This is a genomic window from Pseudarthrobacter raffinosi, assembly GCF_023913835.1.
Classification (GTDB): Bacteria; Actinomycetota; Actinomycetes; order Actinomycetales; family Micrococcaceae; genus Arthrobacter; species Arthrobacter raffinosi.
Genome location: NZ_JAMXBG010000007.1, coordinates 20,786 through 44,475 on the forward strand (window position 1 = coordinate 20,786; position 23,690 = coordinate 44,475).

Consider the following 23,690-nt stretch of genomic DNA (forward strand, 5'->3'; position numbering starts at 1 on the left):
CAGTATCAGGGCCGCTTCCAGCCGTATTCGTTCTCCGGGCGGCCGGGGGTGCCATAGCGCGGGGCGCGGGTGAGGGTGCCGGCGTCGGCCAGGTATTCGAGGTAGCGGCGGGCGGTCACCCGGGACATGCCAAGCGCCGCCATGACCTCTGTGGCCGAAACGGATCCCGAATGCTGTTTCAGGTACTCCTTGACGGAGTCGAGCGTGGAGACGGACAGGCCTTTCGGCAAAGGCAATTCCGACGGCGCCCGGAGGCTCGCGAACGCCTGGTCCACATCGCTCTGGGAAGCCCCGGTCCTGCCCGCCCCGGACTCCGGGGAGGCCAACTGCTGCCGGAACAACCGGTAGCTGGAGAGCTTGTCTTCGAACGTGGCAAAGGTGAAGGGCTTGATCAGGTACTGGACCACGCCGATGGCCACGGCGCTCCGGACAATCGCCACTTCCCGGACCGCGGTGATGGCAATAATGTCCGCCAGGATTCCTGCCGCACGCATCCGCCGGGCAATGTCCAGCCCATGCAGGTCCGGAAGGTTCATGTCGAGCAGGACCAGTTCCACCGGCTCGCCGGCAGCCGCGAGCTCCCCCAGCAGCCTGAGCGCGGACTGGCCGTCAGGGGCCATCCCGGCCAGCATAAATCCTGCCATCCTGCCCACGTAGGCCGCGTGCGCGGCCGACGCCACCGGCTCGTCTTCCACAACGAGGACGCGGATATCGCTCACTGGAACTGCTCCTCTTTGTCGGTTCCGGCGGCCATGGCCGGCAGGAAGACCTGGAAGCGTGCGCCGTCCTTGCCGGTGATGGTCATGGTACCGCCCAGGCGCTGCACAGCCTGGCGGACGAGGGCCAGGCCAATGCCGCGTCCGAACGGACCGGACGCCTTGGTGCTGAAGCCATGCCGGAAAATATCCTCCACGGCGGCGGGGTCCACGCCGGAGCCGGAATCCTCCACCGTGATGTCCAGGCCCTCGGCGTCGGACTCCACGGTCAGCTCCACCGTCCTCGGAACCGCGCCATCCGCGGCGGCGTCGATCGCGTTGTCCAGGAGGTTTCCCAGAATGGTGACAAGGTCCTGGACGGCCAGGCCCGCAACGGACGCAGACCCCTCGGCGGAGAGCGTCAGCTTCACCCCGCGCTCATTCGCTTCGGCCGCCTTACCCATGATCAGGGCGCTGAGGACCGGCTCGTCCACGGAGCTCACCATCTCGTCGGTCAACTGCTGGCTCAGTTCGAGGTCCTTCGTGGCGAACTCCAAGGCCTCCCGGGTTCGCCCCAGCTCCAGCAGGGAAACCATGGTGTGCAGCCGGTTGGCGTGCTCGTGGGTCTGGGCACGGAGGGCGTCGGACAGCGTCCGCATTGTTTCCAGTTCACTGCCCAGCGATTCGATCTCCGTCCGGTCCCGGATGGTGGCCACGGTGCCGAACACCGCCGGCCGGCGGAGGCCGGGGGAGTCGGGACCCACGGCCGGGCCCTGGTTCACCACCACAATCCGCGGACCCGTCAGATGGATTTCATCGTGGGCCGTGCGGCCGGATTCAAAGAGTTCCTTCAGGCTCTCGGCAAGAGGCAGGTCTGACAGCAGGGGTGGCCGCAACTGGTCGTCGCCTGAACCGCGGTGCTCCAGTCCCAGCAACTCGGCTGCATGGTCGTTGTACATGACCACCCGGCCCTTTGTGTCGATCAGGATGAGCCCCTCGCGGACGGAGTGCAGTACTGATTCGTAATAGGCGAACAGCTGTGCCAGCTGTTCCGGGCCCCACCCCCTGGTGACACCGCGCAGGTAGCGTCCCAGTAACCAGGCTGCGAGTGACCCCCCGAAGAGCATGGCCAGAACAATGATCACTACAGCGGGCAGCCTTCCCAAAACGTCACCGTCGACGGACCCTACGGTGACGCCCGCAGCCACAAGCCCTCGCACTGTTCCCCCACTGTCGAGCAACGGGACGATGGTGCGCACGGAGGGGCCGAGGGTTCCGGAAACTATTTCAGTCTCAGGACGCCCCTTAAGGGCAGCGTCGATGGAGCCGATGTAGGGCTTCCCTAGCTCCTGATCGTTCGGGTGCGTCCAGCGGGTCCTGTCCGGCGCCATGATCGTGACAAAGTCCGCGCCGGCACCTTCCATGACGTCTTTCGCGTAAGGCTGGAGGATTGATGACGGATCGGTAGACTCGATCGCCTCCAGTACAAGGGGGTTCGTGGCCACGGCTGCCGCAATGCCGCGCATCCGAAGTCCGGCCTCGGTGTAAGTGCGGTCCCGGGCGTCGAGGTACGATGCCGTTCCGACGAGCATCGTCAGAGCCAGCGTGAACAGCAGGTGTGTGACCAAAAACCTCTTGGCAAGACTCCATTTGTGGATCATCGGCACCTTCCATGACCAATATGAACGCAACGGTGAGCTATGTCACGGTGTGCCTAATGATGGATATCACACCGGACCGACGCTATGGGCCAGAGACTGCGCCGCAGCGTCTACCAGATTATCCATAAGGAGACACATCATGGCTTCTCAACGAGGAGAGTCAGCAGCGCCTGCAAAGGCCGCCCGCAAGGGGCTGGACAAATCCCATTACCTTTACATCGCCGTCATTGTCGCCGTGATCGCGGGCGCCGTCGTCGGCCTCCTGTTTCCCGAGGTCGGCAAATCGCTGAAACCGCTCGGCGACGGCTTCATCAAGCTCATCAAGATGATGATCGCGCCGATCATCTTCTGCACCATCGTCCTGGGCATTGGCTCCATAGCCAAGGCAGCCACCGTAGGCAAGGTGGGCGGCCTGGCCTTGGGCTACTTTATGGTTATGTCCACGTTCGCGCTGGGCATCGGCCTTGTGGTAGGCAACCTGATCCACCCGGGTGAAGGTTTGAAGCTGGCGGCGTACGACCCCAGTAAGAAGGCAGAAGTAGACAGCACCGTTGCCTTCCTCCTGGGCATCATTCCGGGCGACATTCCCGTTCTGCCAACACTCTTCGCTGCCATCCTCGTAGGCTTCGCCCTCCAGAAGATGGGTGCGCAGGGCGCTCCTGTCCTGAAGGCCATCGGCCACGGCCAGGTAGTGGTGTTCAGGATCCTGATCATGATCATGTGGCTTGCTCCGGTGGGCGCCTTCGGTGCCATCGCCGCCGTCGTCGGTGCCACTGGTGTCGCGGCAATCGTGAGCATGGCCACCCTCATGGTGGCCTTCTACATCACCTGCGCCCTCTTCATAGTCGTGATCCTCGGCGGTCTGCTCCAGGTGGTGACCGGCGTGAACATCTTCAAGCTGATGAAGTACCTGGCCCGCGAATACCTCCTGATCTTCTCCACCTCCTCCTCCGAGGCCGCACTGCCCCGTCTGATCGCCAAGATGGAGCACCTGGGCGTGTCCAAGCCGGTCGTCGGCGTCACCGTGCCCACCGGTTACTCCTTCAACCTCGACGGCACGGCCATCTACCTGACCATGGCATCGCTGTTCGTGGCCAACGCCATGGGAACCCCTCTGGATCTCGGCGCCCAGGTATCCCTGCTCATCTTCATGATCATCGCCTCGAAGGGTGCAGCCGGTGTCACAGGTGCAGGCCTCGCCACACTGGCCGCTGGCCTCCAGGCACACAAGCCCGAGCTCCTCGGCGGCGTAGGCATGATCGTCGGGATCGACCGCTTCATGTCCGAAGCCCGCGCATTGACCAACTTCACGGGCAACGCTGTGGCCACGCTCCTGATCGGGACCTGGGTCAAGGAGATCGACGGCGAGCAGGTCCAGCGCGTCCTGTCCGGCGAAGAGCCCTTCGACGAGCAGACCATGATCGCCGGCCACCACGAGGTACACGAAACCCCGGCGCAGCCGGTGCAGCCAGTTCCGGCAAACGCCTAGTCCATAGAGGACAAGTCCTTAAGGGACAAGCGCCAGGCGCGGAAAACCGCCCGCACAGACAACTTGTGCGGGCGGTTTTGCGTCGGGACTGGTCAACCTTCGACCTCAGGTAAAAGGTCAAGGCTCAAACACCATCAAAAGTCAAGTTCCACAGAATGCCGTGTCGGGCGTTGTAGCCTTGGGTGGAAACAAGCATGGGCGCTGGTCAGTCAGCGGCAGAACAATGACCGTCATCGAAAGTGTGGAGAGATACGTGAGCAGCGAACAGGGTTCAGCAACTCTGGAAGGCACGGAACTCGATCTGGAAGACGCCGTGATGGGTCCCACAGGGCGCCCCTACCGTGAATTTCCGGAGCCCGCGCCGCTGCAGTCCCATGGTCCGGCCCGCGTCATCGCCATGGTCAACCAAAAAGGCGGCGTAGGTAAGACCACATCCACCATCAACCTTGCAGCAGCGCTGGCCGAGTACGGCCGCCGTGTCCTCCTGGTTGACTTTGATCCCCAGGGTGCCCTGTCAGCAGGCCTGGGGATCAACCCGCACGAGCTTGATCTCACCATCTACAACGTCCTCATGGACCGCAAGGTGGACATCCGCGACGCCATCCACCAGACCGGCGTCGAAAACGTGGACCTGCTGCCAGCCAACATCGACCTCTCCGCCGCAGAAGTGCAGCTGGTCAATGAAGTCGCCCGTGAGCAGGTCCTGGACAGGGCGCTGAAAAAAGTCGAAGACGATTACGACGTCGTCCTGATTGACTGCCAGCCCTCCCTGGGCCTGCTGACGGTCAACGCCCTGACCGCCGCCCACGGCGTGATCATCCCGCTGATCTGCGAGTTTTTCGCACTCCGTGCGGTAGCCCTGCTGGTGGAAACCATCGACAAGGTCCAGGACAGGCTGAACCCCGGACTGCAGGTTGATGGTGTCCTGGCCACCATGTACGACGCCCGTACGCTCCACAGCCGCGAAGTCATCACCCGCCTGGTGGAAGCCTTCGGCGACAAAGTCTTCGAGACCGTCATCAAACGCTCCATCAAGTTCGCGGACGCCACCGTCGCGGCCGAACCGATCACCAGCTACGCAGGCAGCCACATCGGCGCCGATGCCTACCGCCGCCTGGCCAAAGAGCTGATTTCGCGCGGCGGCGCACCCTAAAGACGCCGTGGCCGAGTCCAAACCCGGCTTTGAGGTGCGGCTTGCCAACTTCACCGGCCCGTTCGACCTCCTGCTGGGCCTGATCGCCAAGCACCAGCTGGACATTACCGAGGTGGCCATTGCCACCGTCACTGATGAGTTCATCAAGTACATCAGGAAGCTCCAGAAGCTCGGCGAGGAATGGGCGCTGGATGAAGCCAGCGAATTCCTGGTCATCGCCGCCACACTCCTGGATCTCAAGGCGGCAAGGCTCCTGCCCGCCGGTGAAGTCGAGGACGATGAGGACATCGCCCTGCTGGAAGCGCGGGACCTCCTTTTTGCGAGGCTCCTCCAATACAAGGCGTTCAAACAGGTGGCAGCCCTGATGGCCGGAACCCTGGAACACGAAGCCAGCCGGTTTCCGCGTCAGGTTGCCTTGGAGGAGCACTTTGCCGCCATGCTCCCGGAACTTGTGTGGAAGCACACGCCGGACCAGTTCGCCCGCCTGGCCGAGGCCGCCCTGAAGGCCAAGACGCCGCGGCCCACCGAGGTGGGCCTTGCCCACCTGCACGGCAGTGCCGTCAGCGTGAAGGAACAGGCCGAGATCCTGGGGCTCCGGCTCCAGCTGGGGAAGCCCCTGTCTTTCCGTGCGCTGATCGCCGACGCCGATTCCACGCTCGTGGTGGTGGCCAGGTTCCTGGCATTGCTGGAGATGTTCCGGGACAGGGCAGTCTCCTTCGACCAGGTGTCGCCCCTGGGGGATCTCACCGTGCACTGGACGGTGGACGGCCGGGACTGGTCAACAGAAAACCTAAGCGAAGAATACGAGGAACTGTCGTGAGCCAAGAACTTCCGGAGCCTGGGGCGGAGCCGGGCATGGACGGCCGGGATCTTCCCGGCGGTGCAAAGGCTGCACTTGAGGCGGTCCTGATGGTCCTGGACCAACCGGCCAGCGCTACTGAGTTGGCAGCCGGGCTTAACCTGACCGTCGCCGTCGTCGAGCAGTTACTGGCGGAACTGCAGCGGGAGTATAGCGGCTATACTGTTAAAGCCCCGGACATGGACGATGCCAGCGATGCTGGTTTCAGCGCCAGCCCCCGGGGTTTCGAATTGCGGAACATCGCCGGTGGCTGGCGGATCTACTCCCGCGCAGACTTCGCCGAGATCGTCGGACGGTTTGTGCTTGAGGGTCAGACGGCCAGGCTCACGGAGGCGGCCTTGGAAACACTGGCTGTCATCGCGTACCGCCAGCCTGTCTCCAGGGCCAGGGTGTCTGCAATTCGAGGAGTCAATGTCGATTCTGTCGTACGGACATTGACCCAGCGCGGGCTGATCGAAGATTCGGGACACGATCCTGAGTCGGGAGCCATCCTCTACCGGACCACGTCGTATTTCCTGGAACGGATGGGAATCGGCTCCGCAGCGGAACTGCCCCAGCTCTCACCCCATCTTCCGGGGCTTGAGGGCATCGCGGAGTTCTACGACGCCGACAGAATGTAGGCGGGAAATCCCGCGTGCGCACACGAATATTCATAAGGGCAGATAATTTCTGCATGGCTGGCTAGGGTTGTTCTTGGACAACCAGCGGGCCAAATAACGAAGGACGGGTCATGACACAGGCGGGACGCCAGGGTTCACCACGTAACAGTTCGGGACGCAACAGTTCAGAACGCAATGCCGGACAGGGCGGCGCCAGCCGCAATCCAGCGGCCAGCCGTAATCCGGCGCAGGGCGGCGCAAGCCGGAACCCTGCTCAGGGCGGCAGCGGCCGCCCCAGCGCGGCGGGCGGCGGATTCCGCGCCGGCGCCGGCAAGCGCAACGCCGGATTCGGCGGCGGCGACCGGCCGTACAAGGCCCCGAGGCCGCGCGAAGAGCCATTCGTGGATCCCGGCGACGCCCCGGCGTCGCCACCGGCCGGGCGCGGTGCCTCCGACCGGAAGCCAGCCGCCAGCCCATCGGCGCGCAATCCGGCTGCCCGCAAACCGGGCGCCAGCAAGGCTCCCGGCACCCCCGGCGCGCTCAAGCCCAAGCCGCGCACCGGCAGGCCCGGGGCGGCGGCGTCACGCGCCTTCGGCAGCGAACGGTTTGGCCAGAACCTTGGCCCCGTGCGGAAGCCTGCCCGCAAGCGTGGACCCCGCGGTGACGTTCCGCAGTCGGAAATGCACGACGCCGACGGCACGCGCCTGCAGAAAGTCATGGCCCAGGCCGGCGTGGCTTCGCGCCGCGTCTGCGAAGAGATGATCTCCGAAGGCCGGGTAGAAGTTGACGGCCAGGTTGTCACTGAGCTTGGTGTCCGCGTGGACCCCAAGACAGCAGTCATCCACGTTGATGGCCTGCGCATCCAGCTGGATGAAAACCTCGTGTACATGGTCTTCAACAAGCCCAAGGGCGTGGTGTCCACCATGGAGGACCCCGATGGCCGTCCTTGCATCAGCGATTTTGTGCGGAAGACCCACCAGGGCGAACGCCTGTTCCACGTGGGCCGGCTGGACGTCGCCACCGAAGGTCTGCTGCTGCTGACGAACGACGGCGAACTGGCCAACCGGCTGACCCACCCGTCCTACGAGGTCCCCAAGACCTACCTGGTCCAGGTCCGCGGCCCGTTCCCGCAGGGAGTTGGCGCGCAGCTCCGGGAAGGTGTGGAACTCGAGGATGGCTTTGCCTCCGTTGACTCCTTCAAGCTGGTGGACTCCACTCCGGGCCACGTGCTGATCGAAGTGGTCCTGCACTCGGGCAAGAACCGGATTGTCCGTCGCCTGTTCGACGCCGTCGGGTTCCCGGTCCTGCGGCTGGTGCGCGTCAAGGTGGGTCCCATTGGGCTGGGCGACCAGCGCCAGGGCAGCATCCGCAACCTTGGCAAGCAGGAAGTCGGCCACCTGCTGGCATCCGTAGGACTCTGAGGCATGTCCGCATTTCGCTCCCACGGGCGGGGGCACCTCAATGGGCCGGTCGTGGTGATTGGCACCGGCCTGCTCGGTGCCAGCATCGGGCTGGGCCTGCGTGGGCGCGGCGTGCCCGTGTTCCTGTCTGACCCGTCGCCGACCAACCAGGCGGTGGCCGTCGACATCGGTGCCGGCCAGCCCCTGGGCCAGCTCGGGGACGAGGCACCCGAGTTGGTGGTGGTGGCAGCACCGCCGGACGTGACCGCCGACGTCGTGGCCCGTGCGCTTGCCGACTACCCGGATTCCATGGTGGTTGACATCGCCAGCGTCAAGGCCGCCATCCTGGCGGAGTTGGGCGGCCGCGGCGCGGACCTCGCCCGCTATGTGGGGACGCATCCGATGGCAGGGCGCGAAAAGTCCGGGCCGGTTGCGGCCCGCGGCGAGCTCTTCACGTCCATGCCGTGGGTGGTTTGTCCGGGCCCGGAGTCATCCGCGGCTGCCGTGCAGACTGCGCGTTCCCTGGCCACGGACCTGGGAGCTGTGGTTTCCCAGTTCACTCCCGACGAACACGACGAAGCCGTGGCCTTGGTATCGCACCTGCCCCAGATCATGTCCTCCCTGCTGGCCAGCCGGCTGCAGGGGACGCCCCTTCACGCGCTGTCCCTCGCCGGCAACGGCCTGCGGGACGTCACGCGGATCGCCGCCAGCGATCCCACGCTGTGGGTCCAGATCCTGGGCGGCAACGCGGGGAAGGTCGTGGAGATCCTTTACGGAGTCCGCGAGGACCTGAACCGGCTCATCGGCACGCTCGAGGAACCGCTTGCGCCGGGCGCCAGGCTTGACCTGGCCCAGCTGATCAGCGAAGGCAATGCCGGGCAGGCCCGTATTCCGGGCAAGCACGGTGGCCCGCCGCAGGCCTACTCCTGGCTGACGGTCCTCGTGGATGACCGGCCGGGACAGATCGCGCAGCTCCTCACCGAAATCGGTGAGATCGGCGTGAACGTGGAGGACCTTCGGCTGGACCATTCCTCGGGCCAGAACGTGGGCATGGTGGAACTGTCCGTGCTGCCGAACAAGCATGACCATCTGATCGAAGCACTCAACGACCGCGGATGGCGGGTATTGCAGTAATGACACAAGAACTTCTTGACACCCTTCCGGCCTTGCGCGTCGGCAGGCCCCTGGTGGTTGCCATCGACGGGCCGTCAGGCTCCGGCAAGTCCAGCGTGAGCAAGGAAGTGGCCCGCCGGCTGCACCTTGCCTACCTGGACACCGGCGCCATGTACCGGGCCCTGACATGGTTCTGCGTCACCAGCGGAATTGACCTCAGTGACGCCGCCGCCGTGGAGCAGGCGTCCCGGGACCTGGTCCTGGAACTGAGCACCACGCCGCGGGAGGAATACGTCCGCGTGAACGGCGCCGACGTCACGGACGCCATCCGTGAACCGGCAATTTCGTCGGCGGTCAGTGCGGTGGCCACCACCCTGGGTGCCCGGACCGAACTGATCCGCCGGCAGCGTGAGCTCATTGAAAAGCACCACCGCCGCATCGTGGTGGAGGGCCGGGACATCACGACCGTCGTGGCCCCGGGCGCGGAAGTCCGCATGCTACTGACCGCCAGTGAGGAGGCCCGGCTTCGCCGCCGCGGCATCCAGCTGGGCGGCACGCAGAATGCGGAGCAGCTCGCCGCCCAGGTCACCCACCGTGACGCCAAGGATTCCACGGTGGTGAACTTCACCCAGGCTGCCGACGGTGTTGTCACCCTCGATTCTTCCGATCTGGACTTCGCCGAGACCGTGGACGCGGCGCTCGTGATCGTCACGAAGGTGCTTAACCGTGACTGACCGCGGCGTGCGGCTTCCCTCCGGCCTGACTATGACCTGGAGCCGGCCCGTCGGCTGGCTCCTGGACCACGTGGTGTACCGGACGTCCGTCACTGGCCGGGACAACGTGCCTACAGGCGGGCCGGTGATTTTTGCCGGCAACCACATCAGTTTCCTGGACGGGCCGGTGATGTTCGGCGCGTCGCCGCGTCCCATGCACATCCTGGTCAAGAAGGAGATGTTCAAGGGCTTGCTGGGTCGGGTCCTTCGGGCCTCCGGCCAGTTGCCGGTTGACCGCTCCGGGGACCGGGCTGCGCTGCTGCTGGGCAAGAACATGCTCGACGCCGGCCGCTGCATCGGGATTCTTCCGGAAGGAACTCGGGGGAGCGGCCAGGCAACAGACATCAACAACGGGGTGTCCTGGCTGGCGCTGAACTCGGGGGCCCCCGTGGTTCCCGTGGCGATCCTCGGCACCCGGACGGGCAGCGAACACCTCGACACAGTACCCAGGCCAGGGCGGCGGTTCCACGTCAGCTTCGGCAACGCACTGACCCTCAGCCGCAACCCCGGCGAAACGGGCCGTGCTTCAATGGACAGGGCGGGAATGGAAATCCGCGCTGCGCTTGCGGGGCACGTCCAGGAGACCATCCAACACAGTGGGCAGCCTTTGCCCCACGCGGATTTCCGCACGAACTTCACAGCAGTAGCCGGGACGCCGGCAGATGACCACTAAGGAAAGTGCAATGAGCGATACGACTCAAACCTCCAGCCACTCCGGCGCCGGCGAAGATGAATACACGCCCACCGGCACGGACCAGGTGGCCGAGCGGCTGGCCGCCATCGACGACGACGAAGCGGAGATGCGTGCCGCGTCGCTCCGCGCCGGCTTGGACGACTACGAGCTCGACGAGGAAGACGCCGCCCTGCTCAGCGGGAACTACGACGACGAGGACTTCGACGGTCCGGTCAAGCTCGATCCCGTGCTTGCCATCATCGGCCGTCCCAACGTGGGCAAATCCACTCTGGTGAACCGTATCCTGGGCCGCCGCGAAGCCGTGGTTGAGGATACTCCCGGCGTGACGCGGGACCGCGTGATGTACTCGGCACACTGGAACGGGCGCAACTTCACTTTGGTGGACACCGGCGGCTGGGAGCACGATGCGCGCGGCATCCACGCCCGGGTGGCCGAACAGGCGGAAATGGCCGTGGAAATGGCCGACGCCGTGCTCTTCGTCGTCGACTCCGCGGTGGGCGCCACCGCAACGGACGAGGGCGTTATGAAGATGCTCCGCCGCAGCAAGAAGCCGGTCATCATGGTGGCCAACAAGGTGGACGACTTCGCCCAGGAAGCGGACTCCGCCACCCTGTGGGGCCTCGGCTTCGGCGAGCCATACCCCGTCTCGGCCCTGCACGGACGCGGCGTGGCCGACCTCCTGGACCACGTGATGGACACCCTGCCGGAGTTCTCCACCATTGAGGGCCTGGAACGCTCGGGCGGACCCCGCCGCATCGCACTGATCGGCCGCCCGAACGTGGGCAAGTCATCACTGCTGAACAAGCTGGCAGGGTCCGAACGTGTCGTCGTGGACAACACCGCCGGCACCACGCGTGATCCGGTGGATGAGTTCATTGAACTCGGCGACCGCACGTGGCGCTTTGTGGACACGGCAGGCATCCGCCGCCGCCAGCACATGGCGCAGGGCGCCGACTACTACGCCTCCCTCCGTACGCAGGCGGCGCTCGAAAAGGCGGAGGTCGCCGTCGTGCTTCTCGCGGTGGATGAGGTCCTCAGCGAGCAGGACGTCCGCATCCTGCAGCTCGCCATCGAGTCGGGCCGCGCCCTGGTGCTGGCCTTCAACAAGTGGGATCTGCTCGACGACGAACGCCGCACCTACCTGGAGCGCGAAATCGAGCAGGACCTGGCCCACGTGGCCTGGGCGCCCCGGGTCAACATCTCCGCCCTGACGGGCTGGCACAAGGACCGCCTGGTTCCCGCCCTGGACCTGGCCCTGGAGAACTGGGACAGGCGCATTCCCACCGGCAAGCTCAATGCCTTCCTCGGCGAGCTTGTGGCGGCGCACCCGCACCCGGTCCGCGGCGGAAAGCAACCGCGCATCCTGTACGGCACGCAGGCGTCCAGCCGGCCGCCGAAGTTTGTGCTGTTCACCACCGGATTCCTGGACCCGGGCTACCGCCGCTTCATCACACGCAGGCTCCGCGAAACGTTCGGTTTCGAGGGCACGCCCATCGAGGTCAACATGCGCGTCCGCGAAAAGCGCGGCAAGAAGCGTTAATTAGGACACACCGGGGGCGTGCAGGCGGCAAAGTGTCACTTGCACCCTCCGGAATCGTGTAAGCTTTTCAAGGTGGTTCGGCCGGACTGCTGAGTTGAAATCCTGGCTAGCATCGGGAGTAAACGCAGCGGAGAACGGCGGAACTAACGGGCTGTAGCGCAGCTTGGTAGCGCACTTGACTGGGGGTCAAGGGGTCGCAGGTTCAAATCCTGTCAGCCCGACCAAAACAGAAGCGTCCCGGAGAATTGTCTCCGGGACGCTTCTGTTTTTGTGCCGTCCTTTTCGGATGTTTCGCGGCCTGGCTTATTTCAGGAACTTCGACGTCCTGCGGTCCGCCAGAATCTTTCCCTTGCTCTGACACGTGGGACAGTACTGCAGGGAAGTATCCGCGAAAGACACCTCCCGGACTGTGTCACCACACACCGGGCAAGCCTCGCCGGTGCGTGCATGGACCCGCATGTGGCTGCGTTTGACGTCCTTGAGCTCGCTGGGCGGCTTGCCCTCGGCTTCGGCCAGGGCTGTTCCGAGCACGCTGTGGATGGCGTCATAAAGCACCTGCACCGTGCCACGGTCCAAGGACTTGGCGGTGGCAAAGGGGGAGATCCTCGCAGCATGCAGGATCTCGTCGCTGTAGGCGTTCCCGATCCCCGCGATCACGCTCTGGCTCCGCAGGACGCCCTTGATCTGCTGGGAAGTGGAGCCGAGAATTTCCGCCAGCATGTCGGCGTCGAACGCTGCGCTGAACGGGTCCGGCCCGAGCGCCGCGACGCCCGGCACATCCTGGGGGTCGCGCACCACGTACACGGCAAGGCTCTTTTTGGTCCCCGCCTCGGTGAGATCCATGCCATGGGCACCGTCCGGCCCGGTGAACGCCAGCCGGGCGGCGATGTGGCCTTTTCCCATCCGGAGCTGGGTGTCTGTGGGCGAGTCCGTGAAGCGGACCCAGCCCGCCCGGGCGAGGTGGAAGACAAACGACGGCCCGTCGGTGTCAATGCTGACAAACTTTCCAAACCGCCGCACGCCGGCGACCGTGCAGTTCTCCAGCGCTGTGAACGGCGGATCCGCTGTCTTCAGCACGGCAAAGGAAACGATCTGGACCTTCCGCACCACCGCTCCGCGCAGGTGCTCGTCCAGGAAACCGGCCAGGCCTGCAACCTCGGGAAGCTCCGGCATGGTTTACCTGTGGTCAGCCTGGCTGTCGGGTGCGGCCGGCGCCTCAGGAACAGCTGACGCCTCGGGACCGGGTGAGCTGGCGGCGGAGTCCTTGGCTGCCTTCGCAGCCTGGGAACGCTCGGCACCTGCCTTCTTGAGCACCTTCATCTTTTTGCCGCGCTGCCGCCAGACCCTCCACAGGATCAGGCCAACCACAAAGATCACGGCGGCGGCGATGGCTGAGATCTGTGTCCACAGCGGGAACCAGGTTGCCTCTGTGCCAAGGATCCGCTGTCCGTTGTGGGCGGCCTGCGAGCTGCCGAACATGATCCCGGCGGTCAGCAGATTCGGGGACGCGAGAGCCGCAGCTGCGACGAGGATGGTCAGCTTCCAGGGCCAGCTTACGGATTTGCGTGTGGCCTGCCAGGCCACCAGGAGGGGGACGAACGTGAAAACAAACCCGTAAAACATCCCCACCAGGATGCCCGCCCCGAGATTGCCCTGGACCTGGTTGCGGATAACATTCGCCCACCAGACCGGGAGGATGGCCGCTAAGGCAAAGTAAGCGATTGTGAGGACCACCAACGCCACCGCAACGAGGATGATCCGTGCAGCCCAGTTCGCCTTTTTCGCGGGCGATTCTTGTGCATGTGATCTCATGAGTCTCATCATGTCAGAATCCTCCTCGAACGCCCGTGGAGTTGTGCCTATACTTTCAGCGGCGGCTTGTTTTCCAGGCCCCGTTGACATTGGTGATTGACCCGATGAAAGGCCCCTGATGAGCAACATTCCCGAAGACCTGTCCTACACCGCCGAGCACGAGTGGGTATCCGCACCGAGCGCCGACGGCGTGGTCCGGGTGGGCATCACCGACTTCGCGCAGGACGCACTCGGAGATGTTGTCTATGCCCAGATGCCGGAAGCCGGCACCAAAGTCACCGCAAACGAAGTCGTGGGCGAGGTCGAATCCACCAAGAGTGTCAGTGACATCTATGCTCCGGTCAGCGGCGAAGTCGTGTCACGCAACGAATCCCTCGATACCGATTCGGCGTTGATCAACTCCGATCCGTACGGCGACGGCTGGCTGATCGAGATCCGGCTGGCAGAAGCGGACGCTGTGGAATCGTTGCTCAGTGCATCCGAGTACGAACAGCAGGTAGGCTTAAGCTAACGGGTTCATCCAGTCCGGCCAACGGGCGTCTTCGCACGTCAGTGGCCGGATCGGGGCCCGGCATCGGATCCGCGAGGCGGATCCGTCAGGGCAAAAGTTGATTGCAGGCGTGAGAGCTGCAACGAAAGAGGAGGAATCCATGGTTGGCCACGAACAGGACCCTGCCGAAGGCGAGCACGGCACAGGTGCGGCCAGGGCTTCGGAGACCACCTCGATCCATCTCACCCCCGTCTCCGACGAACCCACCATCGCCCCCAAGCTGTCCACGGACGAGCGTTCATCCGTGGAGGCGCTGCCGGCCGGTTCCGCGCTCCTGGTGGCCCACAGCGGCCCGAACGCGGGTGCCCGCTTCCTGCTTGACACCGACACCACCACGGCCGGCCGTCATCCTGATGCCGACATCTTCCTGGATGACGTCACCGTCTCGCGGCGCCACGTCGAGTTCCGCCGCACTGCGCGGAGCTTTGAAGTGGTGGATACCGGCAGCCTCAACGGCACGTACGTCAACCACGACCGCGTGGACAGTGTTGAGCTAAAGTCCGGGAACGAAGTCCAGATCGGCAAGTTCCGACTCACCTTCTACCTGAGCCCTGCCCGCGCAGCAGGCCGCGCCTGATCCCGGGACACTTGCCTGTGGCAATGGCACAACCGGAACGCCGGGGGCCCCAAGTTTTGAACATCGGGGAAGTCCTCGCGCAACTCAGCGGCGACTTTCCGGGTATGACCGCGTCGAAAATCAGGTTCCTTGAGGAAAAGGGACTGATTAATCCGCGCCGTACTCCGGCCGGATACCGGCAGTACTCGGACAGTGACGTCGAACGTCTTCGTTTTGTGCTGGCGCTGCAGCGGGACCAGTATCTTCCACTGAAAGTCATTAAGGACTACCTTGATGCGATCGACAGGGGAGAGCGGCCCGAGAACCTGCCACCCGGCGTCGTGGTTTCGCCGCGGATCGTTTCGGATGAATTGGCCGTGGAGCTTCAGAACCGCGGCCGGAAATTCAGTGAGGAACAGCTGCGGACCGAGTCCGGCGCCAGTATTCCGTTACTCCAATCGCTGCTGAGCTTCGGGCTGATCAGCCACAGCAACGGCAAGTTCGACGAGCACGCCCTCCAAGTGGCCCGTGCCTGCGTGCAACTGGAGAGCCACGGCCTTGAGCCGCGCCACCTGCGGCCGTTCCAGGCCGCCGCGGAACGTGAATTCGGACTCGTGGAGCGCGCAGTTGCGCCGCTCGCGTCCAGGCGCGATTCCGCGTCACAGGCGCGGGCTGCTGAAGCGGCCCGCGAAATCAGCGACCTCTGCCTTGTCCTGCACCGGGCACTGGTCCAGGACCGTATCTCACGTATGGACATCTGATGATCGAAGTGGAGATCGTAGGCGTTCGTATCGAACTGCCGTCCAACCAGCCGCTCGTCCTGCTGCGCGAGATCCACGGCGAACGGCACGTGCCCATCTGGATCGGGACTCCAGAGGCAAGTGCCATCGCCCTGGCCCAGCAAGGGGTAGTGCCTCCGCGCCCGATGACCCACGACCTCCTGGTGGACGTGGTGGAGTCCCTGGGCCATTCGGTTGTCAGCGTCAACATTGTGGCCGTTGAGGACAACATCTTTTATGGCCAGCTCCAGTTCGAGAACGGCACCACCGTCAGCTCGCGGGCATCCGACGCCCTCGCGATCGCGTTGCGAGCCAAATGCCGCATCTGGTGTGCCGACTCGGTAATGGATGAAGCCGGAGTCCGCATTACCGAGCATGACGATGGGGAGGACACTGACCCGGGCCCCACCGTGGACGAGGAGCGCGAACTGCGGCGCTTCCGTGAGTTCCTGGACGATGTGGAGCCCGAAGACTTCGACGGCTGAGGTCACGTTAAGGTTAAAGTTGAGCCTGAAAGTTCCGACACGCCTGCGCCAAGCGGCCTAGATCTTTGACCTTGGGGCGCAGCGGGCCTAACGTCGAAGGTATCAAGCTCCCATTGCTTACAGCAGCCGCGCAAGTCACACTGTAAAAGTACGACCCCCGCGAAATTACATGCATGAACTTCATGTGTGAACCGGCTGATGCAGTGGTCCCCGGGAGCTTATGACAAGGAGGATCCAGGTGAGTCCCAAAGGCGAAGCAGGCGGGCTGAAGCAGCCCACAACGGCTGGTGTGGCTGTGCCCGCGAGCGGTGCCCAGGGCCTCCTGTTTACCGAAGACCTTCCCGTCCTGGACGAGGACGCCGGCTACCGCGGCCCCACGGCCTGCAAGGCGGCCGGCATCACGTACCGCCAGCTGGACTACTGGGCTCGCACCGGGCTGGTTGAGCCCGCAGTCCGCGGCGCCGCAGGCTCCGGCTCGCAGCGACTCTACGGCTTCCGGGACATTCTCGTCCTCAAGGTAGTCAAGCGGCTTCTGGACACCGGTGTTTCCCTTCAGCAGATCCGCACGGCAGTGGAACATCTGCGCGAACGCGGCGTGGAGGATCTGGCACAGATCACGCTCATGAGCGACGGCGCGAGCGTCTACGAATGCACCTCCGCAGACGAGGTCATCGATCTTGTACAGGGTGGACAAGGCGTTTTCGGCATCGCCGTGGGCCGGGTCTGGCGCGAAGTCGAGGGCAGCCTGGCTTCCCTGCCGAGCGAACACGCCGCCGAACAGTCCTTTCCCGACGACGAGCTGAGCAAGCGGCGCGCTGGCCGCAAGATCGGCTGACAACAGGCTGGCACAACACCAACAAGAAGAGGCCACCCCCGGCGGGGATGGCCTCTTGTCGTTGTCTGCGGAACCTTTGGCTGCAGCGGGGCTGCAGCCAAAGGGTTAACGCTGGGTTCGGTTTCGCAGGCCGCTTCCGGCCGCCAGGAGGTTGACAAGGAGGGCGTCGAACAACGCAGCAGATGTCTTCGCGGATTCGCCGGGCCAGTGGTGCACCGGGTGGGCCGCGCCCTGGATCTGCTGCCAGTTCGCCTGTTCGGGGATGCGTGGGCTCAGCAGCAGGTCACCGAACATCGATTCCATTTCCGCGAGGCGGTACGTGTGTTCGGAGGAGCCGGTGCGAACGCGGTTGGCCACAATGCCTGCCGGGGATAGGTTCGGCGCGAATTCCTGCTTGAACAGCTGGATGGCGCGCATGGTCCGTTCCGTCCCAGCCACCGAGAAGAGTCCCGGCTCGGCCACGAGCGCTACTTTGTCACTTGCGGACCAGGCCATCCGGGTCAGCCCGTTCAGCGACGGCGGGCAGTCAATGAGGACCAGCTCGTAGCGGTCGGCGCCAGCCAAGACCGCGGAAAGCCTGCGAAGATCCCTGCGGCCAAGGTCGGGGCGGTCGTAGATGCCGGTGTACGCCGAACCCACGGCGACGTCCAGGACGGCCGGTCCGGATCCGTTGGTATGCGCCCGTGCCGTCCAGGAGCTGCCCGCGACATTGTCCGCGAGCTTGGCCCGGCGGGGGCTCTTGAGCATCCTGCCGATGTCCAGGTGGTCGCCGGCCTGGACACCCAGGGCTGTGGTCGCGTCCGCATGGGGATCGAGGTCCACCACCAGTGTGGGGATGCCTGCGGCAAGCGCCGCAGACGCCAATCCTGTGGTGACGGACGTCTTGCCGACTCCGCCCTTGAGGCTGCTGATGCTGACTACTTGCACTTGTGAGACCAAAACCTAACGCCGGCTGCCGTGTTGGGGGTAATGTTTGCTCCGGCACTGCCGAAGCCAGCGGCTCGAGCCGCCTTACTCATCATATGTGGCTGCGCCGATGAATCCCGCCTTATGGGGACGCGGCATGGCACGGCGATGGTATGGGTGACCGGTTCTGCCAGCCTCCGTTGATGCACGCGGGACATGACGGAGGTTCTGTGACTGTGGCCACAATGATTTGTGTTTGCCAGCACGGGTCTTAGACACTGTGACCACCTACCGATACACCCGCGATGATGCAGGAGAAGTATGTTTTCCAAGATTCTGGTGGCCAACCGCGGCGAAATCGCGATCAGGGCCTTCCGTGCCGGCTACGAGCTGGGCGCCAAGACCGTTGCTGTCTTCCCCAATGAGGACCGAAACTCGATCCACCGCCAGAAGGCCGATGAGGCATATCTGATCGGCGAAGAGGGGCACCCCGTCCGGGCTTACCTGGATGTTGCCGAAGTGGTCCGCGTCGCCAAGGAGTCCGGCGCCGACGCCATCTACCCCGGCTACGGCTTCCTTTCGGAAAACCCGGACCTGGCCCGCGCAGCACAGGAAGCGGGCATCACCTTTGTTGGCCCGCCGGCTGAGGTGCTTGAGCTGGCCGGCAACAAGGTGGCAGCGCTGAAGGCTGCCCGTGAGGCCGGTGTTCCGGTCCTGAAATCGAGTGAACCCTCGAAGGACATGGATGAGCTGATCGCTGCAGCCGACGAGATCGGTTTCCCCATCTTCGCCAAGGCAGTCGCCGGCGGCGGCGGACGTGGGATGCGCCGCGTCGACACGAGGGAAGCCCTTCCCGAGGCGCTGCAGGCCGCCATGCGCGAAGCCGATGCGGCATTCGGTGACCCCACCATGTTCCTGGAGCAGGCAGTGCTCCGCCCGCGCCACATCGAGGTGCAGATCCTGGCCGACGCCGAGGGTAACGTCATCCACCTCTTCGAACGTGACTGCTCCATCCAGCGCCGTCACCAAAAGGTCATTGAGATCGCTCCCGCGCCCAACCTGGACGAAGGCATCCGCCAGGCCCTTTACCGTGACGCGGTGAAGTTCGCCAAGGCCCTGAACTACGTCAACGCCGGAACCGTAGAGTTCCTGGTGGACACCGTCGGCGAACGCGCCGGGCAGCACGTCTTCATCGAAATGAACCCCCGCATTCAGGTGGAGCACACCGTCACTGAGGAAGTGACGGACGTTGACCTGGTGCAGGCACAACTGCGGATCGCTTCCGGCGAAACCCTCGCGGACCTGGGTCTCTCCCAGGAAACGGTCCAGCTCAAGGGCGCAGCGCTGCAGTGCCGCATCACCACCGAGGACCCTGCCAACGGGTTCAGGCCGGACGTCGGGAAGATCACCGGTTACCGTTCCGCCGGCGGCGCCGGTGTAAGGCTCGACGGCGGTACCGTCTACTCGGGGGCCGAAATCAGCCCGCACTTCGACTCCTTGCTGGTGAAGCTGAGCTGCCGCGGCCGCGACTACCCGGCCGCCGTGGCCCGCGCACGCCGGGCGCTCGCGGAGTTCCGCATCCGTGGCGTATCCACCAACATTTCCTTCCTCCAGGCCGTGCTCGACGATGCCGACTTCATTGCCGGGAACGTCGCCACGAACTTCATCGACGAGCGTCCCCAGCTGCTAAAGGCCAGGGTTTCCGCCGACCGCGGCACCAAGCTCCTGACCTGGCTGGCCGAGGTTACAGTCAACAAGCCCAACGGCGAGCTGACCGTGCACTCGGATCCGGCCGCCAAACTCCCGGCCGTTGGGGATCAGCAGGCGGCGCCGGGATCGCGCCAGCGCCTCCTGGAGCTTGGCCCCGAAGGCTTCGCCAAGGCCCTGCGTGCGCAGACCGCCGTGGCCGTCACCGACACCACGTTCCGCGATGCCCACCAGTCCCTGCTGGCAACCCGGGTGCGTACCCGCGACCTCGTGGCCGCCGGTCCCGCGGTCACCGCGCTGCTCCCGGAACTCCTGTCCGTTGAGGCCTGGGGCGGCGCCACCTACGATGTGGCACTGCGCTTCCTCGGCGAGGACCCCTGGGACCGCCTGGCCGCCCTGCGGAAGGCGCTGCCCAATGTCTGCCTGCAGATGCTGCTGCGCGGCCGGAACACGGTGGGCTACACGCCGTACCCGGAAGAGGTGACGGTGGCTTTCGTCAACGAGGCCGCCGCCACCGGTATCGACATTTTCCGCATCTTCGATGCCTTGAACGACGTCAACCAGATGGCACCCGCCATCCGCGCCGTCCGGGCCACGGGCACAGCAGTAGCCGAAGTCGCCCTGTGCTACACCGGCGACTTGCTGAACCCGGATGAGAAGCTCTACACGCTGGACTACTACCTGGAACTGGCGCAGCGGATTGTGGACGCCGGCGCCCACATCCTGGCCATCAAGGACATGGCCGGGCTGCTCCGCCCGGCAGCGGCCGCCAAGCTGGTGGCTGCACTGCGCGAACGCTTCGACCTCCCGGTCCACCTCCACACGCATGACACGGCAGGCGGCCAGCTGGCCACCCTGATGGCGGCAGTTGACGCCGGCGTGGACGCTGTTGACGTTGCCTCAGCCTCGCTGGCCGGGACCACCAGCCAGCCGTCCGCCTCCGCCCTTGTGGCGGCGCTGGCGCACACCCCGCGGGACACCGGCTTGAGCCTTGACGCAGTCAGCTCCCTTGAGCCGTACTGGGAAGCCGTGCGCCGCGTTTACGCGCCGTTCGAATCAGGCCTTCCGGGCCCCACCGGCCGTGTTTACCAGCACGAAATCCCGGGCGGCCAGTTGTCCAACCTGCGCCAGCAGGCCATCGCGCTGGGTCTGGGGGAGCGCTTCGAGGCGATCGAGGACATGTACACCGCGGCGGACCGGATTCTGGGCCGCCTGGTGAAGGTCACGCCGTCGTCCAAGGTGGTGGGCGACCTCGCCCTGCACCTCGTGGGCCTCAATGCAGATCCGGCGGACTTCAACGAAAACCCGCAGAACTACGACATCCCGGACTCCGTCATCGGTTTCCTGTCCGGCGAACTTGGCGACCCGCCCGGAGGATGGCCGGAACCTTTCCGTACCAAGGCGCTCCAGGGTCGCAGCATCAAGGTCCGCGACGTTGACCTCAGTCCCGAGGACAGCGCCGCGCTCCAGGGTGATTCCAAGACCCGCCAGAGCACGCTGAACCGCCTGCTCTTCGAAGGCCCCACCAAGGATTACCTCAAGAGCGTGGAAACGTACGGCAACATTTCCGTCCTCGACACCCGTGATTACCTTTACGGCCTGCAGCGCGGCGCCGAGCACGAGATCCAGCTGGAGAAGGGTGTCCGGCTGATCGCCTCGCTGGAAGCTGTTTCCGAGCCCGACGAAAAGGGCATGCGGACGGTCATGTGCACCCTGAACGGCCAGTCCCGCCCCGTTGTGGTCCGTGACCGCTCCGTGGTGAGCAACGTCAAGGCTGCCGAGAAGGCAGACCCGGCCCAGCCGGGCCACGTCGCCGCGCCGTTCGCCGGCGCCGTCACCGTGACCGTCAAGGCCGGCGACACGGTCAACGCCGGTGACACGGTGGCCACCATCGAAGCAATGAAGATGGAAGCCTCCATTACGACGCCGGTGGCAGGCAAAGTCTCGCGGCTCGCCATTTCAGCTGTAGAGCAGGTGCAGGGCGGGGACCTCCTCCTGGTCGTCGAGTAGACCCTACAAACAACGCGGGGTCACTTCCCGCCCATCCGAGTGCATCGGAGGGGCGGGAAGTGACCCCGCGTTGTTGTTTGCTTGGGACGGATATCCGCTAGCCGCGCGGCGCGCCGTACATTTCCTCGATGACTGTCTCGAAGTCCTTCATCACCTGGGCCCGCTTCACCTTCATGGACGGCGTCAGGTGGCCGGAAGCTTCCGTGAAGTCCGAAGCGACGATCCGGAATGACTTGATGGCTTCCGCCTGCGACACCGAGGCGTTGGCATGCGTGATCAGGTCCTGCACGGCTGCCTTGACCACCGGGTTCTCGACCGCTTCGTCGAGCGTGGTGGTGGCCGGCAGTCCGTGCCGCTGGAGCCAGCCCGGCAGGGCCTCCTGGTCCAGGGTCACCAGGGCGCCGATGAACGGCCGGTTGTCTCCCACCACCAGGACCTGGGAGACCAGAGCATCCGCCCGGATCTGGTCCTCCAGCAGGGCCGGAACCACGTTCTTACCGCCGGCCGTGACAATGATTTCCTTCTTGCGGCCGGTGATCCACAGGAAGCCGCTCTCGTCGAGCCGTCCGATGTCGCCGGTGCGGAACCAGTCATCGGCAAACGTATCCGCCATCAGGTCATCGCGCTTGTAGTAGCCGCGCATCACACAGACGCCCTTGGCCAGGATCTCGCCGTCTTCGGCGATCCTGACGGAGTTGCCCGGCAGGGGCTTCCCCACGGAACCGATCTTGATCAGGGCCGGCGTGTTGACGGAAATCGGGGCGGTGGTCTCGGTCAGGCCATACCCTTCAAGGATCTGCAGGCCGATGCCCTGGAAGAAGTGGCCCAGCCGTTCGCCGAGCGGACCGCCGCCGGACACAGCATGGGCCACGTTCCCGCCCATCGCAGCGCGCAGCTTGCCGTAAACGAGTTTGTCGAACACTGTGTGCTTGAGTTTCAGCCCCAGGCCAACGTGCCCGGCCTGGCGGGCTTTGGAGAACGCGATGGCGGTCTCCGTGGCCTTGTGGAAGATGGCACCCTTGCCGCCGTCCTCTGCCTTTGTCAGGGCCGAGTTGTACACCTTTTCGAAGACGCGCGGCACGGCCAGGATGAACGTGGGCTGATAGCTCTGCAGGTCAGCCAGCAGGTTCTTGATGTCGGGGGTGTGTGCCACGGTGGCCCCGGCGGCCACAGCCAGCACCGAAATGAACCGGGCAAAGACGTGCGCCAAAGGCAGGAACATGATGGTTTTTGCCTGTTCGTTGACCACGTCGCCAAGCAGTGCCAGGGCGTTGTCGGACAGCTCAACGAAGTTGCCGTGGGTCAGCTCGCAGCCCTTGGGCCGGCCGGTGGTGCCGGAGGTGTAGATCAGGGTGGCAACGTCACTGAGCCGCGCCGATGAGCGGCGGGCCTCAAGGTCGGCGTCGCTGACGTCCCGGCCGGCCTCACGGACGGCGTCCAGTCCGCCGCCTTCGAGCTGCCAGACGTGCTGGAGGGCGGTGAGGCCTTCCGAGGTGGCAGCCTGCCTGATGATGTCCTCGTGGTGGGCGGCCTCGCCGAAGGCGGCCACTGCACCGGAGTCACCGAGGTTCCAGGCAACCTGCGACGGCGATGAGGTCTCGTAGATGGGCACTGAGACGCCGCCGGCGAACCAGATGGCGAAGTCGATGAGGGCCCATTCGTAGCGTGTCCGGGACATGATGCCCACCCGGTCGCCGGCTCCCACGCCGCTGGCCATCAGGCCCTTCGCAAGGGCTGAGACGTCTGCCAGGAAGTCTGTGGCGGTGACGTCCCGCCAGGCGCCTGCGGAGTCCAGCCGCGAGAAGAGCGCCGGGTTGCTGGGCTTGGCTGCCTGCCGAAGCAAGAGATCGGTGATGTTGCTTTCCGGTGGGACAACAACCAGGGGCGGAACACTGAATTCGCGCACTATAGCTCCTTTGATATCCATAGACCCGCACAGGGTATGCCTAAAGACTAATACGCCCTGTAACTTGGCCGTGCAGAAACAAACCTACTGGCCAGTAACATATGAGTCAAAGAGGAGTGAGGGGGCCATGGGCCCGGCCTCCGGCGCTGCCCGCCCGGCGCGCCCTAG

General features: G+C 64.9%; 21 protein-coding genes and 1 tRNA gene. 16 read left to right on the forward strand and 6 right to left on the reverse strand.

Annotated features, from left to right (window positions below):
* Positions 1 to 5 precede the first annotated feature (5 nt).
* Together NG697_RS08620 and NG697_RS08625 are read right to left on the reverse strand one after the other, a co-directional pair.
* Positions 6 to 719 (reverse strand): response regulator, encoded by a 714-nt coding sequence (locus NG697_RS08620; RefSeq protein ID WP_252609114.1) that lies wholly within the window; start codon positions 717 to 719, stop codon positions 6 to 8.
* The gene (locus NG697_RS08625) at positions 716 to 2,356 is read right to left on the reverse strand and encodes a sensor histidine kinase (protein WP_252609115.1); all 1,641 of its coding nucleotides are present in this window, start codon (positions 2,354 to 2,356) and stop codon (positions 716 to 718) included. The genes NG697_RS08620 and NG697_RS08625 overlap by 4 nt, the downstream gene beginning before the upstream one ends.
* Positions 2,357 to 2,495: 139 nt before the next feature.
* Between NG697_RS08625 and NG697_RS08630 the strand changes: the two genes are divergently transcribed.
* The 10 genes from NG697_RS08630 (at position 2,496) to NG697_RS08675 (ending at position 12,200) form a co-directional block, all read left to right on the forward strand.
* Positions 2,496 to 3,845 carry a cation:dicarboxylate symporter family transporter gene (locus tag NG697_RS08630; RefSeq protein ID WP_252609117.1) on the forward strand — a complete coding sequence of 450 codons (1,350 nt, stop codon included), beginning with the start codon at positions 2,496 to 2,498 and terminating at the stop codon, positions 3,843 to 3,845.
* 253 nt (positions 3,846 to 4,098) lie between these two features.
* Positions 4,099 to 4,998 (forward strand): ParA family protein, encoded by a 900-nt coding sequence (locus NG697_RS08635; RefSeq protein ID WP_252569374.1) that lies wholly within the window; start codon positions 4,099 to 4,101, stop codon positions 4,996 to 4,998.
* A gap of 7 nt (positions 4,999 to 5,005) precedes the next feature.
* Positions 5,006 to 5,818 (forward strand): segregation and condensation protein A, encoded by an 813-nt coding sequence (locus NG697_RS08640; protein ID WP_252609118.1) that lies wholly within the window; start codon positions 5,006 to 5,008, stop codon positions 5,816 to 5,818.
* Positions 5,819 to 5,853: 35 nt separating this feature from the next.
* On the forward strand, positions 5,854 to 6,477 hold the full coding sequence (gene scpB, locus NG697_RS08645; RefSeq protein WP_252614054.1) for an SMC-Scp complex subunit ScpB: 624 nt from the start codon (positions 5,854 to 5,856) through the stop codon (positions 6,475 to 6,477).
* Between the two features lie 110 nt (positions 6,478 to 6,587).
* On the forward strand, positions 6,588 to 7,877 hold the full coding sequence (locus NG697_RS08650) for a pseudouridine synthase (RefSeq protein WP_252614023.1): 1,290 nt from the start codon (positions 6,588 to 6,590) through the stop codon (positions 7,875 to 7,877).
* A gap of 3 nt (positions 7,878 to 7,880) precedes the next feature.
* A complete protein-coding gene (locus NG697_RS08655; RefSeq protein WP_252600711.1) occupies positions 7,881 to 8,990 on the forward strand; it encodes a prephenate dehydrogenase in 1,110 nt (369 codons plus the stop codon).
* The gene (cmk, locus tag NG697_RS08660; protein WP_252600713.1) at positions 8,990 to 9,703 is read left to right on the forward strand and encodes a (d)CMP kinase; all 714 of its coding nucleotides are present in this window, start codon (positions 8,990 to 8,992) and stop codon (positions 9,701 to 9,703) included. Before NG697_RS08655 ends, cmk begins: the two co-directional genes overlap by 1 nt.
* Before the next feature lie 31 nt (positions 9,704 to 9,734).
* Positions 9,735 to 10,415, forward strand: a complete 681-nt coding sequence (locus NG697_RS08665) for a lysophospholipid acyltransferase family protein (protein ID WP_252609202.1) — start codon at positions 9,735 to 9,737, stop codon at positions 10,413 to 10,415.
* A gap of 10 nt (positions 10,416 to 10,425) precedes the next feature.
* A complete protein-coding gene (der, locus tag NG697_RS08670) occupies positions 10,426 to 11,976 on the forward strand; it encodes a ribosome biogenesis GTPase Der (RefSeq protein ID WP_141140079.1) in 1,551 nt (516 codons plus the stop codon).
* A 147-nt stretch (positions 11,977 to 12,123) separates the two neighbouring features.
* Positions 12,124 to 12,200 (forward strand) — tRNA-Pro (locus tag NG697_RS08675).
* A gap of 79 nt (positions 12,201 to 12,279) precedes the next feature.
* On the opposite strand, the gene NG697_RS08680 is transcribed toward NG697_RS08675, so the two are convergent.
* Together NG697_RS08680 and NG697_RS08685 are read right to left on the reverse strand one after the other, a co-directional pair.
* Positions 12,280 to 13,149 carry an Fpg/Nei family DNA glycosylase gene (locus NG697_RS08680; protein ID WP_252600714.1) on the reverse strand — a complete coding sequence of 290 codons (870 nt, stop codon included), beginning with the start codon at positions 13,147 to 13,149 and terminating at the stop codon, positions 12,280 to 12,282.
* Positions 13,150 to 13,152: 3 nt separating this feature from the next.
* Positions 13,153 to 13,788, reverse strand: coding sequence for a hypothetical protein (locus tag NG697_RS08685; RefSeq protein ID WP_252614024.1), 636 nt, complete (start codon positions 13,786 to 13,788; stop codon positions 13,153 to 13,155).
* A 118-nt stretch (positions 13,789 to 13,906) separates the two neighbouring features.
* On the opposite strand from NG697_RS08685, the gene gcvH reads away from it, so the two are divergent.
* From gcvH to NG697_RS08710, 5 genes are all read left to right on the forward strand, one after another.
* The gene (gene gcvH, locus NG697_RS08690) at positions 13,907 to 14,299 is read left to right on the forward strand and encodes a glycine cleavage system protein GcvH (protein WP_252609122.1); all 393 of its coding nucleotides are present in this window, start codon (positions 13,907 to 13,909) and stop codon (positions 14,297 to 14,299) included.
* Positions 14,300 to 14,438: 139 nt separating this feature from the next.
* Complete coding sequence (locus tag NG697_RS08695) at positions 14,439 to 14,915, forward strand: FHA domain-containing protein (RefSeq protein ID WP_141140080.1); 477 nt, start codon at positions 14,439 to 14,441, stop codon at positions 14,913 to 14,915.
* A gap of 23 nt (positions 14,916 to 14,938) precedes the next feature.
* Positions 14,939 to 15,655, forward strand: a complete 717-nt coding sequence (gene ftsR / locus NG697_RS08700) for a transcriptional regulator FtsR (RefSeq protein WP_056342316.1) — start codon at positions 14,939 to 14,941, stop codon at positions 15,653 to 15,655.
* A complete protein-coding gene (locus tag NG697_RS08705; RefSeq protein WP_252600717.1) occupies positions 15,655 to 16,158 on the forward strand; it encodes a bifunctional nuclease family protein in 504 nt (167 codons plus the stop codon). Before ftsR ends, NG697_RS08705 begins: the two co-directional genes overlap by 1 nt.
* Before the next feature lie 238 nt (positions 16,159 to 16,396).
* Positions 16,397 to 16,993, forward strand: a complete 597-nt coding sequence (locus NG697_RS08710; RefSeq protein ID WP_252600718.1) for a MerR family transcriptional regulator — start codon at positions 16,397 to 16,399, stop codon at positions 16,991 to 16,993.
* A 105-nt stretch (positions 16,994 to 17,098) separates the two neighbouring features.
* On the opposite strand, the gene NG697_RS08715 is transcribed toward NG697_RS08710, so the two are convergent.
* Positions 17,099 to 17,920 (reverse strand): ParA family protein, encoded by an 822-nt coding sequence (locus tag NG697_RS08715; protein WP_252600719.1) that lies wholly within the window; start codon positions 17,918 to 17,920, stop codon positions 17,099 to 17,101.
* 300 nt (positions 17,921 to 18,220) lie between these two features.
* Between NG697_RS08715 and NG697_RS08720 the strand changes: the two genes are divergently transcribed.
* The gene (locus NG697_RS08720) at positions 18,221 to 21,616 is read left to right on the forward strand and encodes a pyruvate carboxylase (RefSeq protein ID WP_252609124.1); all 3,396 of its coding nucleotides are present in this window, start codon (positions 18,221 to 18,223) and stop codon (positions 21,614 to 21,616) included.
* 97 nt (positions 21,617 to 21,713) lie between these two features.
* Here NG697_RS08720 and NG697_RS08725 read toward each other — a convergent pair whose 3' ends face one another.
* Positions 21,714 to 23,522: an AMP-dependent synthetase/ligase gene (locus NG697_RS08725; RefSeq protein ID WP_252600721.1), complete on the reverse strand. Its 1,809-nt coding sequence runs from the start codon at positions 23,520 to 23,522 to the stop codon at positions 21,714 to 21,716.
* Positions 23,523 to 23,690 lie beyond the last annotated feature (168 nt).